Here is a 14,093-nt window from a genome sequence, read left to right as displayed (position 1 = left end):
GTGAGTTACACCAGATAGGGGCGTCGCCAAGCGGTAAGGCAGCAGGTTTTGATCCTGCCATGCGTTGGTTCGAATCCAGCCGCCCCTGCCATTAACGCCTTAATAGGCTTTAATGTCTGGATCAAGCTACGAGCATCAGCAATGAAATACGATACAGGGGCGTCGCCAAGCGGTAAGGCAGCAGGTTTTGATCCTGCCATGCGTTGGTTCGAATCCAGCCGCCCCTGCCAATTTCTATACTCATCCAGGTATACCCTCAGCCGGTAGGTACTGCGCGTGTCCAAGATGATGGTCTTTACGGGGAATGCTAACCCCGATCTGGCGCGGCGTATTGTACGCCAGCTGCACATCCCCCTCGGCGATGCCTCTGTCGGTAAATTCTCCGACGGCGAAATCAGCATTGAGATCAACGAAAACGTTCGTGGTAAAGACGTATTCCTGATCCAGCCGACGTGCGCGCCAACAAACGATAACCTGATGGAACTGGTTGTGATGGCTGATGCCTTCCGCCGCTCATCAGCGACCCGAATCACTGCTGTTATCCCTTATTTTGGCTATGCACGCCAGGATCGCCGTCCGCGTTCCGCTCGCGTTGCAATCAGCGCCAAAGTAGTGGCTGACATGCTCACCGTTGTAGGCATTGACCGTGTTCTCACCGTCGACCTGCACGCTGACCAGATTCAAGGTTTCTTCGATATTCCGGTAGATAACATCTACGGCTCCCCAGTATTGGTGGATGACATTGAAGATCAACGCTTCGAAAATCTGATGATCGTCTCCCCTGACATTGGCGGTGTAGTGCGTGCGCGTGCTGTAGCCAAGTCACTGGGTGTTGATCTGGCGATCATCGATAAGCGCCGCGAAAAAGCCAACCACTCAGAGGTGATGCACATCATCGGTGACGTGGAAGGCCGCACGTGCATTCTGGTTGACGACATGGTCGATACCGCTGGCACTTTGTGCCACGGTGCCAAAGCACTGAAAGAACACGGCGCTGCCAAAGTTTTCGCTTACGCCACCCACGCCGTACTGTCGGGTCGCGCAATCGAGAACCTTGAGAATTCGGTACTGGACGAGCTGGTGGTGACTAACACCATCCCACTGTCTGCTGCCGCACAATCGTGCTCGCGTATTCGCCAGCTCGATATTGGCCCGATTGTCGCCGAAGCGGTTCGCCGCATCAGCAACGAAGAATCGATCAGCGCGATGTTCCGTTAATTCGGAACCCATTGCCCTGAGCGAAATGCGCCCCGCCCTATGCGGGGCTTTTTTACCTAACCGCCCCGTCGCTGGTCGCAAGCGTAACGGGTGGAAAGGTTATTTTGGAGAAACGAAATGACTGATTTTAACATCGACGCACAAGCGCGTTCAGACCTGGGGAAAGGTGCGAGCCGCCGCCTGCGTCGTAACGCCAGCCTGGTTCCAGCCGTAATCTACGGTGGCGACAAGGCTCCGCAATCCATCAGCCTGGTTGCTAAAGATTTCGCCAAGCTGCTGGAAAACGAAGCTTCGTTCAGCCACATCCTGTCTGTGTCTGTAGACGGCGCCAAAGAAAACGTACTGATCAAAGCTCTGCAGCGCCACCCTTCGAAGGGTTTCGTTCTGCACGCTGACTTCATCCGCGTTGTTGCTGGCCAGAAACTGACCACTTCGGTTCCACTGCACTTCATCAACGAAGACAAAGCAGTAGCTGTTAAGAAGCAAGGCGGCGAGATCTCTCACACCGCTACTGAAGTAGAAATCAGCGTTCTGCCACGTAACCTGCCTGAGTTCATCGAAGTCGATATGGCCAAGGTTGAAGTTGGCCAGACTATCCACTTGTCTGACCTGACTCTGCCAAAAGGCGTTGAACTGGTTGCTCTGGCTCACGACAGCGACCTGGCTGTGGCAAACGCCCACATGCCACGTGTTACTAAAGCAGAAGATCTTGAAGTTGACGCACCTGAAGCTCCAGCAGCTCCAGCAGCTGACGCTCCAGAAGCTGAGTAACACCCGCTTCGCAGCTCAACAGCTCAGTCGCCTACGCGCCTGAGCTGTTTTCGATAAAGGGTCCCAGTATGACTGCCGTACAACTGATCGTTGGCCTTGGTAACCCAGGCCCTGAATACGACCAGACTCGGCATAATGCCGGGGCCCTTTTCGTTGAAAGACTGGCAGACAGCCAGCGCGTCAACCTCAGTGTTGATCGCAAGTATTTTGGCCTGACTGGCAAATTCAGCCATCAAGGGCGCGATGTTCGTTTATTGATACCCACTACATTTATGAATCGCAGCGGCCAAGCCGTGGCAGCGCTGGCGAATTTCTTTCGCATCCCTGCTGAAGCGATTCTTGTGGCTCACGACGAACTGGATATGCCCCCCGGCGTCGCCAAACTCAAACAGGGTGGCGGGCACGGCGGGCATAACGGCTTGCGCGACATCATCGCGCAGCTGGGCAATCAGAATAACTTTTACCGCTTGCGCCTTGGTATTGGCCACCCCGGCCACAGCAGTATGGTGTCTAATTACGTTCTAGGCCGCGCCCCACGCAGCGAACAAGAACTGCTCGATACCAGCATCGACTTCTCCCTAGGCGTACTTCCAGAGATGCTCGCTGGAGAATGGAACAAAGCGATGCAAAAGCTGCACAGCCAAAAAGCCTAACTTAATTTTCGACATTATCTGCGCGAGGAAAACACCATGGGATTCAATTGCGGCATCGTCGGCCTGCCGAACGTCGGCAAGTCAACCTTGTTCAACGCCCTGACCAAATCCGGTATCGCTGCGGAGAACTTCCCCTTCTGCACCATCGAGCCGAACACGGGCATCGTACCGATGCCGGACCCGCGCCTGGACGCCTTGGCCGAAATCGTCAAGCCTGAGCGCGTGATTCCAACCACCATGGAGTTCGTCGACATCGCAGGCTTGGTTGCTGGCGCATCGAAAGGTGAAGGCCTGGGCAACAAGTTTCTGGCTAACATCCGTGAAACTCACGCCATCGCCCACGTGGTACGTTGCTTCGAAGATGACAACGTCATTCACGTATCGAACAGCGTTGATCCAAAGCGCGACATCGAGATTATCGACCTTGAGTTGATCTTCGCCGACCTCGACAGCTGCGAGAAGCAACTGCAGAAGACCACGCGCAACGCCAAGGGCGGCGACAAAGACGCCGTGGCACAAAAAGCCCTGCTGGAAAAACTCATCCCGCACTTCACCGAAGGCAAGCCAGCACGCACCTTGCTCAAAGATCTGGGCGATGACGAGAAGCAATTGGTCCGTGGCTTCCACCTGCTGACCAGCAAACCGGTTATGTACATCGCTAACGTCGCTGAAGACGGTTTCGAGAACAACCCGCTGCTCGATATTGTTCAAGCCATCGCCGACGCCGAAGGCGCCATCGTGGTTCCGGTTTGCAACAAGATTGAGGCTGAAATCGCCGAGCTTGACGACGGCGAAGACAAGGACATGTTCCTTGAATCGCTCGGCTTTGATGAGCCTGGCCTGAACCGCGTAATCCGTGCGGGCTACGAGCTGCTAAACCTGCAAACTTACTTCACCGCAGGTGTTAAAGAAGTACGTGCATGGACAGTTCGCGTGGGTGCTACAGCCCCGCAATCCGCTGCAGCCATTCACACCGACTTCGAAAAAGGCTTCATCCGCGCTGAAGTTATCGCCTACAACGACTTCATCCAATACAAGGGCGAAGCAGGCGCTAAAGAAGCCGGTAAATGGCGTTTGGAAGGCAAGGAATACATCGTTAAAGACGGCGACGTAATGCACTTCCGTTTTAACGTGTAACCCACGTCCGCCAAAGCAGCCCCCGTTACTCACCTTGTGAGACGGGGGCTTTTTATTGGCCGACGAAAACATGCACGATTAAGGCTAGTGATCCTTAGCACCTGTCTCCCGCTGATTAATCCGCACATAGCTTGCCGGGCTAAAGCGTAATGTCAACCCCAACATCAACAACAAACTAACCAGCATCACCAACCATGTGCTGTGGAAAGAGCCACTGAACTCACGCAGCCAACCACCCAGTGACGGCGCAATGGCGTTGATCAAAAAGCCAAAGCCCTGCACAAACGCCACCAACTGCCCTGCGGCCCTCGGCTCATGCAAGTGATCAAGACTGAGTATCAAGCACAGCACAAAGCAGGAGCCCAAGCCAAAACCAATCAAGCCCACCCAAACTGCCGACGCACCTAGCGGTGCCCACAGCAGCCCGGCAAAGCCCAGCGCTTGCGCGCATAGACTGATAACCAGCAACGGCCGTCGATCCTTCATGCGATGCGCCAGAACCGGCATGATCAAAGCCGCCGCCACCTGAAAGATCGTCATCCACGCCAACAAGGCACCACTGGTCTGCTGGCTCCATCCCAACTGCTGATAATAAGCAGGCAGCCATGCCACCACAGTCATAAAGCCCCAGTTACAAAAGCCAAAATACACCGCCAAAAGCCAGGCCCGGCGATTGGTCATAAAGGTTTTGAACGATAGTTTTTGCGCGTGCGGATGCGCGTTATGCCACGGCATTTTTAGCCACAACAAGCCAGCCAGAAGCGCCGGCAACAGCCAAACCCAGAGTCCGCCCTGCCAATGCCCGAACGCATGGGCTAAATGCGGGCTGAGCAACGCAGCCAAACCTCCCCCGCCCATCAGGGATGCCGAATACACACCCATCGCCAGCGCTACCCAGCCGACGAACTGACGCTTGATCATGCCTGGCACCAGCACCTGAATCAGCGCAACACCAATACCACCCAACAATGCCGTGGCCAATAACAACGTGCTGTCATTTACAAACCCACGCGCCAAACACGCCAACAAGATACACAGCAAGCCAAGCGTGATGCCCTTGCCCTCACCTAATCGCGCCTCAACCCATGCACCACACAACGCCACCAGGCCGATGCAAATCACCGGCAGCGTCGTCAGCAGCGCCGCCCCCTGAAAGCTCATGGCAGTGCTTAGACGAATGTCATCCAGCAACGGACTAATCGACGTGAGAATTGGCCTTAGATTGAGCCCAAGGGCAATCAGCACCAACCAACCAAGAACCTTAACTCGCATACAAAACACTCCAGCACCACACCCGGCGGATACACCGCACAGACGCAGGCCCACTAAACCAAACGCCACCCTTGAACACTTCAACAGCACAACCAGTGGCTCAACCACTATTGCTGAACTGCGAATACGCTACTGCGCCGAGACAGAACCTGAGCTCAAGAGAGGATAATTTACGATTTGAGTATTGTGCCACGCACGTCGCACAAAGTTGACGACTTAGACAGGTTTTATAAAACAAGCGTTTTGCAGTGGCCAGCAAATCCTCCCCAGCAACCACCTTGCGCCCCGCATTGCGCGTAAGCACTTGATCAAACGCAATAATTTTATCAAAACATGCTTGACACAAACGCCCCAGACTAGAATAATGCGCGCCACTCGGCTACGTAGCTCAGCTGGTTAGAGCATAGCATTCATAATGCTGGGGTCCGGGGTTCAAGTCCCTGCGTAGCCACCAAACACCTGTTTCTACCTGTCTCAGACAGTCTACGAAACACCTCAAGAAGCCCGCCTAGTGCGGGCTTTCTTGTATCTGGCAGTCTACCCGTATCTACCCCTAGAACTACCCACCGTGTATGCCTGCATGTATGCTTCCAGAAAAATTGAACTGGAGGCATACACGAAATGAAGCGTTCCGAGATAAAACGCCGCCCTTTCGCCGATACGACCCTCGCAGGCCTGGAGCCAGAGGCTAAAGCCTACAGAGAACTGGACGGCTCAGGCCTGTACTTTCGGGTGAAACCAAACGGCGGGAAGTCTTGGGAATTGCGCTATAAAAAGGCAGACGGTAAGTGGTCATGGTTAGGCCTAGGCGGCTACCCAGAGGTCAGTGGAGCATTAGCCAGGCAGAAAGCTGCAGAGCTAAGAACTGACTCAGCTGAAGGCAAGAATCCAATCAGTACCAAACAAGCTCGCGTTGCAGCAGAGATCGAAGCAGCCAATGACACCTTCGAAGCAATCGCGCGAGAGTGGTACAACTCCCGACTAAGTAGCTGGGATGCTGGAACGGCAAAACGTGTGATCGGTGCCCTTGAGCGCCATGTATTCCCAACCTTTGGTAAACGTCAGTACAACTCCGTTCTTTCAATGGAATGGATGGGGCTCCTCCGTGGGATGGAGCAACAAGGCATTCTCGAACAGATGAGCAGAGTGCGCGCTTACTGCAAGGATGTGTACGACCTGGCTCGGGTGACTGGTCGTGCTGTTAACAATCCTCTCGACGGCATCCAAAAGTTTCTCAAGTCTGGCAAGGCTGAGAACTATGCGCACGTATCTGCCTCGGAGCTCCCTGCTCTGCTCAGAGCAATCCGCTCCTACCCACACGCAAAAGATGTCCAGCTTGGTCTACGGCTCCTTACTCTCTTAGCTGTTCGCCCAAGTGAGCTGCGCGAAGCTCATTGGTCAGAGTTCAATATTGATAAAAACCTGTGGACCATTCCCGTCGAGAGAAAAGGCCGCAAGAAAGGTAACGAGCACCTGGTACCACTTTGCACACAAGCAATCGATCTACTCAAAGAGCTACGCCCAATTACTGGTGCGTATCCCCTCTTGTTTCCCGGGCGGAGTGACAGGACCAAAGCGCGCAGTGACACAGTATTTCTTATGGCTTTGCGCCGCCTTGGCTATGAGGGCAGACAAACAGGCCACGGCTTCCGCCATATAGCCAGTACGATTCTGAATGAGCATGGTTTTCCTGCTGATCATATTGAGGCCCAACTAAGTCATAAAGCTCAGGGGGTACGCGGCATTTACAACAAAGCACAGTACCTTGATCAGCGCTGCACAATGATGCAATGGTATGCCGACTATCTGGATGAGCTTGAGCAAGGTAACGTCGTGCAAGGCCAATTCAATAAGGCGCTTTAGTGATGGGTAACCTACCTCCCCACAAAACCGGTGTAATTAGTGTAAAAGGTGTAATCGAAACGCCAGAGCCCAGCAATGACGTGGGCTACAGCGAAATTACACAATCACCAAAAGAACCATACACCAACTCAGATATACACCAATGGTGTAATCCATCAGATCCAGAACCAGTGCCCCTGACTTCACCTGAAGGCGAGGTATTGAGCGGCCATAGACTGCACTTGGTCGCGGATGCACTTGATGACACCGGGACGCAGGGGCACAGCGATGATGAGCGTGACAACTGGATATTCGTTTCTGGGATGTACCTAGACCCCACACTTGTAAACCTAGAAGACTTCGAGCTACACCTTGCAACACTGCCTGTCCATGACGAGCTGGTTTTCACAATTGCATCAAGCATTGACCTGATGAGGGCGGCCCTAGCCTTCTGGTGGCAAGACTACGATTGCATCTACGACGAACGCACCCGGGCTGTCTGTCGCAAAGTTTGGGAAAAACTGGACTCAATAATTCAAACCGCTGAATTTACCGACCAAGATGCAATCGCCTCAACCGTACGCGACGCTTGTGGATACTGCGACGCTGAGGTGAGCGATTCTCTACTGCTTGCCAGCTATGCCCTATTGCTCGCAATGGAGGGGTTGAATGAGCTTTACGTGTGGCAAAGTAGCTTAGCTGACGCACTGACCTTGGACCTCCATGACCAAATGTTGGATACACCTACTGAACGATACCTTAGATTCGAAGCAGTACGATTTGAACAAAGGTATAAAGAATCGGACGCTCGCGATACGCACGCTGAATATGTGAGTAAGGCTTCCGAACTGCTATCTATTGCCGCCCTACACAAAGGTGTTGAGCGCATAGACAGCACTGCCAGTGGCTACAGACTTACTGACAAGCAACAAGCTGCAATGAAAACTCCGCTGCTCAAAAATGCTAGCAAAGGTGGTACTAAAGGGGGCGCTAGTAAAAAAAGTGATGCTGCCGATGACGCAATAAAAACATGCAATGCTGCTAGAAAAATCAGGCAGTCAGAACCTGAAATATCGAGCTCTGATTTAGTTACTCGACTAGTCGAGTCCTTGGGTAGGTCAGCGCCTACAGTTAGAAAGCAGTTACGTACTGAAGACTTATACCCAGCAGCAAAAAAAGAAGAGTAAAGCCCTTATTTATACCTAGCTGGGCTTAACACCGCGACCTGTCTTTTCTTACCCCTTCCCAGGCTTGACTGTCAGCCCTTCTGCCCGGTGCTGGTCAGTGGCGACTAGACCAAGCCCCGGCGTGCCAAAGTCCTTATCACCAACCTACCTGGTGCAGTCATTCTCGTTGGCGTAAAGCAGGTTGGTGAGGTACTGCTAGAGCGGATGGACGATCAGTTCCCGAGCAATATAACGTTCTACCGCTTCATCACAGAACTACTGGAATTGCACGACAGGGGCGAACGCCTTCTATTGCGCAATACAAGAGCATGGGCATATTGGCTGATCCGAATCTGCATTGCCCCGCTTGAGGAGCTTCCAAAGGTATGGCGTCGTATCCGCCGGGCAAAAGCATTGGCACAGCATAATGCAAGAGCCCAGCGAACTGGCGCACTGCAATAAAACTACGATAGAGATAGGCTATACCCAAACCGGCCGGCTCTGCCTATTGCGAGCGACGGAAAGTAATCGGCCAATAGCGGACGATGGACATCTAACTGATACGTCAGTAATGTGCTCAAAATTCATGTCGTTTTCCACTCACCTCATGTCGCGGTTCTGACGTGACACTCCAGCTAATCAGGGAGTTCCATATGAACAAGGAACGTTATCAGACATACGTTTTGCGTTTAAATAGGACATATATGTGCATAACTATTAGTTAGGCGTGCCATGGAAATCTCATTAACCTTAAGCAATCTAGTTGAATGGATCGAGGCTCATGCCACAACCATCGACGTATTGAAGTGGATAATTGTTGGCTTGCTTGCATGGGGGCTCGGCGCATTTCGCTTTATAAGAACAAAACTTAAAAGACCAAAGCTTGAAGTTGAGTCTTTTACCAGTCGCTGCATCTGGCAAGAACTAGGAGTCGTAGGCGGTAACGACCATAATGCTAGAGTTGTATTTATTATCGAGGTGGGAATCAACAATCCAACAACAGATCCAATTGTTGTTCGCGACTTCACCCTTAAGGTTAAAAGACTTAAAGGCTGGCCAATCCGCAATCACCCACTTAATGCCGTCACTCTACCCTCGCGGGTACGACACAATATAGGCAATATCACAAGATTTCTGAAAAATTGGTTCTCCAATTTCCCGGAAGGTCCTGAAAACTTAACTTTAGGTCCGCGCATAGAGTCCCGCGACCATCAATCTGGTTTCTTACTTTTTGTTTCAGCCTCGTGGGGGTACATGCGGCCCCTCGTAAGGAGGGGCGCTATCCCAGTAGAGCTCAATGCCCGCCTAACGACCGGCGAGAATCTGACTGCTCACGCTAACATCGCCATCATGGAGGATCATGCTGCTTTTGAAGAAATGGTTCCAGGAATACTTGATCACGTGCAGCACAGAAGCACTTGGAACATTATTCGAACGCAAGCCTAACAACAGGTATAAATTGTTCGCTTCGCTAACTGGGACAGACTTAAAACCGGTCCCTTAACCAAACGTTAGAGATTTCCATGTCCCACGCATATCGAAGTTTTGAGTACGGCATCAAAGACGCTGAGGAACTTCTCGCGCACTTTGATGCGATAAATGCCAATCCTCCACCCGCAAATGCCGAAGTACTGAAGCGAGCTGCGCTTGTTATGGCCTTAACAGCTTGGGAAACCTACGTTGAAGATAGGCTTCTGGAGGAAATGAACAAGAAGCTTGGTGTAGTCGTAGGGAGCTACATCGGCGACTTTGTACTGAAAAAATTGCACAACGATCTTAAACAATTCCACAATCCTAGCTCGGACAAAACAAAGCGTATATTTCAAGAGTACCTTGGCCTTGACGTCACTGAAGGTTGGTCGTGGGCGAACTTCGACCCAACAAAAGCCAGGAGCACTTTGAACAGTTGGATTAATAAGCGAGGGGATGCCGTACACAGATCAAAACCTATAAACAATGGAACTCCTGTTGCGCATCTAATCAAGCGCGACGAGCTAGAAAAAGTAATCCGCTTTATTAAAGACCTTGTAAAAGCGACTGACGTTTATGTCGACAACAATCTCTAACATGACGCTCAACCTCGCTCATTTCAGCAGCTGGACGCTGCGCGATAAAACCGCGCAGCACCGGTTAGCTCTACGTTAGCTATCTGCTTTTGGCCGAGAGACGCCTGTCACGACGAGCAGGAACCGGCCAAAATCAGACCTCTAGAAAAACGAAATATTTGCCTACTATTTCCTCTACTTGAGCATCTTTCCCTTACTTGTAGCTATATCAATTGCTCTAGATTGATTCATTCCGATTTTCACAGAAGCTGCCAATCTCTGCTTGTCCTTATCCGTCGTGTGAAACATATGCAAATGATAGAACACCAAGCTCTGCAGTATTGTAAAGGCAAAGTTGTTCGCAATAGTATCTTTTGCTAGCTTTTCGATTGCTTCGAAAGGGATGTGACCAGGATGGACTAGGCAAGATGCGATTTCGATCAAACGATATGCGTTGCTTGACTTGGATTTTACAAGAGAGCTTATATCTTCACGGATTTTTTCTGAGCTTACTACTTGGCCTGCGCGCGCTACGAACCCCGTGCAGATCATGCCAAGTACCTGAAATGCCAATCTTTTCGCTGTTTCTTTAGATTCGCTGGCTGTCAAATCCGGCTTCCGCTCTTTTAACATTCTTTCTAGTTCAGAAACAAATGCATCAGGTTGGTCAACGATTTCTTCAAAAATAGCTTTTAAACTACGTAATGAGCCATCAAAGATTTGCTCCAAATAACTAGCCTTTCGAGAGCGTTCCAATGAACCATAATAGTTTTTAGTGATATGCCCCAATATTTCTGATGTTTTTATCATTAAGTTAATATTAGAGCTAAAGCTGAGCACTGAGTCAGTCTCTCCTGGGGATAGAGCACTCGATCTAGGAGGTTCTGGAACCTCTCTGGATTCCGATGCGTCAGCGTCTCGCCGCGAATTTTGTTGATTTCTTTCAATGTCTCGATCATTGATATCTTCAATAACAATTTGCGCAGTAGTATTGACCAGCGCACTTATAGAAGCAATGTCGCCATTAAACTCAATTGGGTTATGGTCGGAAAAACATCCATTAAGCACTTCAGATATTTGATCAATCACCCAAGGATTATTACCATGATGTGTAAGGAACATAATGCAGTTCGCATTTTCTTTGCGGTACAGCTCTCTGCAGTAACCGCTAACTAGTTTCTTGATAGAGTCTTTATGCAAATTGGCTGCGAGGTATTTCCCTACAAATAGAAAATAAACATATGGGTAGCTAAAACTAAATAAGCCTCCATCTTGCGTTAAAATTTTCGCTTGCTGCAATAAACGTAACCTGGAATCAAATTCAACCGTGGCATATTCCTCGCAAAATTGTGAATTAAACTCACGAAGATTTGCCTGGTCAAGTTCAGTAGTACTTTTGCTTTTAAAAAACCAAGCGAGGTTAGATAGATAGTTGAACATTTCATTCAAGTGGTCCATCCTGAAATCTGCTTCTTTAAGGCTTTTGACTATCAAATACTCGTAGTACTGGGAGAAGCTGCTGTTTTGGAGCTCTGCTTGTTGCTCCTGTGCGCAACTTTGCAATAATATTAGTAGATATATAGGCTTTGAAGGGACGAGATTTTTCCCTAGAATCACTCCTAAGATTCGTTCAACATCGTGCACCTTTTTATCTAGCTCTGACTTGGTGTTTAACCCTCCAAGCAGACACCATTTCTTGATTAGGTTGTGTCGCATCAAATGCCCGAATGGACGCATTTTGAAAGTATCAAAATCCGACAGAGCTTCAGACGCAGATGAGTCAATATACTCATTGAGTTGAAATCTTGAGCTGGCGGTAATTATTACCGCTCCGAACATTTCACTCAAATACTCAATTAATTTCGCCTGATTCTTTGACCCACCACTTACCCTGTCGAAATCATCAACCAATGCAACTTTTTTAACTCGCTCTGAATAAGTGACGTCATCACCATTTTCGTATTGGCTATTTGCTATCTGCGCAATTTTTCGATCAAGCTCTCTTGTTCCCACTGAGCTAAGTTCAGAAGCTTTTATGTAAACCGGTAAACCTCCTTGTGAATGTATGTCGAAAAAAGCTCGTTTTAATAAAAATGTTTTCCCGGACTCGTCTTCGCCTAGAATTAGAGTTTTACTCAGTTCCTCCCAGCTGTTTATTAGCTGATCGGCGTAAATATATTTTTTGTCCTGATCCGCATTAACATCCTCTAGTTCAGGATAAAGAAAAACGTCCTCCGCAACTATTTTTGGTTTGCTTTCATGGGTAAAATTACCGCCAGCATCAGATAAGAAAGCGATAAAAGCTGGGGATATTTTTTGACTATTTCTCGCGCACCCTCCAGAGACTTTCAGTGCGTGTTTTAGTTCTTCGGTCTCAACGGGATTAGTATTGGCTGCCTTGAATCTTTTTTCAAAAACTACATTTTCATTAGTGTCAAATAACAAACAACTAAATCTTGGATCGAAGTCATCGCCGTGAGGTTGAAGAGCCGCCCCTTCGAATATCAATACATTGCCGATGGATGTATCCACGATTTCTTCAGATGCAGCTGAGTGCTCATGGCCAGAGAGAATAGCATTGGAATGTGTTCTTAGCGCTTTTTTTAGAGGGTGATAACTTGACTGGCAATACCAATTTAGGGGGTGGTGAATTAGTGATAGCCTTAGATTGCAGGGAGACTCAAGAAACTCATAATAATTTTCGATGGGGAAGACTAATTGCCCTTGCGGTTCGGGAAGTCTGGACATCCAAGCTGCATTTAACGATGATATCCGGACCACAGAACCATTTATATCTATTTCGTATTCTTTCCAAAGCTTGTCAGAGTAGAGTGGAGTTAAAGTTGAGATACTGTCTTGGAATTTAAAAAACTCACTCTGTACTGCAGTGCAGCTTCCAACTAAGTTCTCGCTATTTGCCTTTGAAGGATTTTTTACGATCTGCTCGATTATAATTGTACGACCTTCATCCTCAGGTTTAAGTGAGCAATCATGGTTGCCAGGCGCGAGAATAATATCTATTGCTCGCCCAATCTCACTCTCAATTTCTTTTTTGATTCCATCAAAAAACACCTTGGCCAAAGTGTACTCTTCTTTCTTGCAGCTGAAAGCTATATCGCCAGTGACAATTATTGCAAAGGAGTCACTTTGATGAGCTGTTGCATAGCACGCTTTGGCAATTGAAGAGCCAACATTTAAAACTTTATCCGTTGGATTTTTTATGTGAATATCACTTATGTGCAGCACACCTAACTTCATCGAAAACCTCAGCTAATCCTTGCAGTTTTTGTTCTTAGCATAAAAAGAGCCCTGAATGCTCTATAGCTTAGCCAAGTACCTACTGTTATTTAGATGGCTATGTAACACTAATTTGCCGTCATTTTGATATCACGATTTCAAGCCTCACGCAATTCCGGCGTATCAGATCAGTGAGCACCCAGTGCTTTTCCCAATTTCATAGGTCTCTTAGACCTTTTTGATTGCGTGCGATGTCTTGATGGACTCTCCAGCATCAAGCTGACCGAGTCATCGGCCAAGAGCGGCCTTCATTTTCAAGCGCGATAGGCACTCAAAACCGGACTGGGAATCGCGCTTCTACGCAAATTCCACATCTGCTGACGTGCCGATGAATTTCAGATTTAACGTAGGTGCGCACGCGTCAATTTTGGCGAAGCGTTTTTACACACTCTAGCCCAGAAGCGGTCATCTCCTGGTGTTGGTTTACGACCGCCAGCCTGAGTGGTTCGACTGAAATGTTCGGCCAGTTTAAATCCACTTTGCAATATTCAGGTTGGCAGCAGAAACAGTCTTTATTTCCCACGCCATCGCTTGAAAATCCACGGTGCGACCATCTGGTTGGCGCGGGTGATCCGCAGCGCGATGAATAGTCCTGATCAAGGGCGCTCAATTAGTAACAATTGGGAGCATCAGAAAGCCAGCAAAAGCTACGCAAGGCCGAATTGAAAAGCGGCACAACTTTATGTCGCTTA

10 protein-coding genes and 3 tRNA genes are annotated in these 14,093 nt (G+C 49.3%); 11 read left to right on the top strand and 2 right to left on the bottom strand.

Annotated elements, in window-relative coordinates:
• The first annotated feature begins 16 nt into the window (after positions 1-16).
• The 6 genes from ACIGCM_RS20350 (at position 17) to ychF (ending at position 3,779) form a co-directional block, all read left to right on the top strand.
• Positions 17-91: transfer RNA gene (locus tag ACIGCM_RS20350), tRNA-Gln, on the top strand.
• Between the two features lie 64 nt (positions 92-155).
• Positions 156-230 (top strand) — tRNA-Gln (locus ACIGCM_RS20345).
• A gap of 46 nt (positions 231-276) precedes the next feature.
• On the top strand, positions 277-1,218 hold the full coding sequence (locus ACIGCM_RS20340) for a ribose-phosphate pyrophosphokinase (protein ID WP_087515887.1): 942 nt from the start codon (positions 277-279) through the stop codon (positions 1,216-1,218).
• Between the two features lie 117 nt (positions 1,219-1,335).
• A complete protein-coding gene (locus ACIGCM_RS20335; protein ID WP_397503876.1) occupies positions 1,336-1,989 on the top strand; it encodes a 50S ribosomal protein L25/general stress protein Ctc in 654 nt (217 codons plus the stop codon).
• A gap of 68 nt (positions 1,990-2,057) precedes the next feature.
• Positions 2,058-2,642: an aminoacyl-tRNA hydrolase gene (pth, locus tag ACIGCM_RS20330; protein ID WP_397503875.1), complete on the top strand. Its 585-nt coding sequence runs from the start codon at positions 2,058-2,060 to the stop codon at positions 2,640-2,642.
• A 36-nt stretch (positions 2,643-2,678) separates the two neighbouring features.
• Positions 2,679-3,779, top strand: coding sequence for a redox-regulated ATPase YchF (gene ychF, locus ACIGCM_RS20325; RefSeq protein WP_397503874.1), 1,101 nt, complete (start codon positions 2,679-2,681; stop codon positions 3,777-3,779).
• 84 nt (positions 3,780-3,863) lie between these two features.
• Here the strand turns inward: ychF and ACIGCM_RS20320 are convergent, their stop codons facing one another.
• Entirely contained in the window at positions 3,864-5,051 is a 1,188-nt protein-coding gene (locus tag ACIGCM_RS20320; RefSeq protein ID WP_397503873.1) for a cyanate transporter, read from the bottom strand.
• A 377-nt stretch (positions 5,052-5,428) separates the two neighbouring features.
• Here ACIGCM_RS20320 and ACIGCM_RS20315 point away from each other — a divergent pair.
• The 5 genes from ACIGCM_RS20315 to ACIGCM_RS20295 all read left to right on the top strand — a co-directional run bounded on the left by ACIGCM_RS20315 (position 5,429) and on the right by ACIGCM_RS20295 (position 10,125).
• Positions 5,429-5,505, top strand: a tRNA-Met gene (locus ACIGCM_RS20315).
• A 167-nt stretch (positions 5,506-5,672) separates the two neighbouring features.
• Entirely contained in the window at positions 5,673-6,914 is a 1,242-nt protein-coding gene (locus ACIGCM_RS20310; RefSeq protein ID WP_397503872.1) for a tyrosine-type recombinase/integrase, read from the top strand.
• Between the two features lie 2 nt (positions 6,915-6,916).
• Positions 6,917-8,080: a hypothetical protein gene (locus ACIGCM_RS20305; RefSeq protein WP_397503871.1), complete on the top strand. Its 1,164-nt coding sequence runs from the start codon at positions 6,917-6,919 to the stop codon at positions 8,078-8,080.
• A gap of 711 nt (positions 8,081-8,791) precedes the next feature.
• Positions 8,792-9,505, top strand: coding sequence for a hypothetical protein (locus ACIGCM_RS20300; RefSeq protein WP_397503870.1), 714 nt, complete (start codon positions 8,792-8,794; stop codon positions 9,503-9,505).
• 77 nt (positions 9,506-9,582) lie between these two features.
• Positions 9,583-10,125, top strand: a complete 543-nt coding sequence (locus tag ACIGCM_RS20295) for a HEPN domain-containing protein (protein WP_397503869.1) — start codon at positions 9,583-9,585, stop codon at positions 10,123-10,125.
• A gap of 174 nt (positions 10,126-10,299) precedes the next feature.
• On the opposite strand, the gene ACIGCM_RS20290 is transcribed toward ACIGCM_RS20295, so the two are convergent.
• Entirely contained in the window at positions 10,300-13,362 is a 3,063-nt protein-coding gene (locus tag ACIGCM_RS20290) for a metallophosphoesterase (RefSeq protein WP_397503868.1), read from the bottom strand.
• Positions 13,363-14,093 lie beyond the last annotated feature (731 nt).

This window comes from Pseudomonas sp. NPDC078700 (assembly GCF_044542375.1).
GTDB lineage: Bacteria > Pseudomonadota > Gammaproteobacteria > Pseudomonadales > Pseudomonadaceae > Aquipseudomonas.
This window is presented reverse-complemented; position numbering and strand designations above follow the sequence as displayed.

Bases quoted from the DNA above. Each gene is read 5' to 3' on its own strand.
- ACIGCM_RS20320 (WP_397503873.1), bottom strand. From the start codon at position 5,051: ATGCGAGTTAAGGTTCTTGGTTGGTTGGTGCTGATTGCCCTTGGGCTC.
- ACIGCM_RS20290 (WP_397503868.1), bottom strand. From the start codon at position 13,362: ATGAAGTTAGGTGTGCTGCACATAAGTGATATTCACATAAAAAATCCA.
- ACIGCM_RS20300 (WP_397503870.1), top strand. From the start codon at position 8,792: ATGGAAATCTCATTAACCTTAAGCAATCTAGTTGAATGGATCGAGGCT.
- ACIGCM_RS20295 (WP_397503869.1), top strand. From the start codon at position 9,583: ATGTCCCACGCATATCGAAGTTTTGAGTACGGCATCAAAGACGCTGAG.
- ychF (WP_397503874.1), top strand. From the start codon at position 2,679: ATGGGATTCAATTGCGGCATCGTCGGCCTGCCGAACGTCGGCAAGTCA.
- ACIGCM_RS20305 (WP_397503871.1), top strand. From the start codon at position 6,917: ATGGGTAACCTACCTCCCCACAAAACCGGTGTAATTAGTGTAAAAGGT.
- pth (WP_397503875.1), top strand. From the start codon at position 2,058: ATGACTGCCGTACAACTGATCGTTGGCCTTGGTAACCCAGGCCCTGAA.
- ACIGCM_RS20335 (WP_397503876.1), top strand. From the start codon at position 1,336: ATGACTGATTTTAACATCGACGCACAAGCGCGTTCAGACCTGGGGAAA.
- ACIGCM_RS20310 (WP_397503872.1), top strand. From the start codon at position 5,673: ATGAAGCGTTCCGAGATAAAACGCCGCCCTTTCGCCGATACGACCCTC.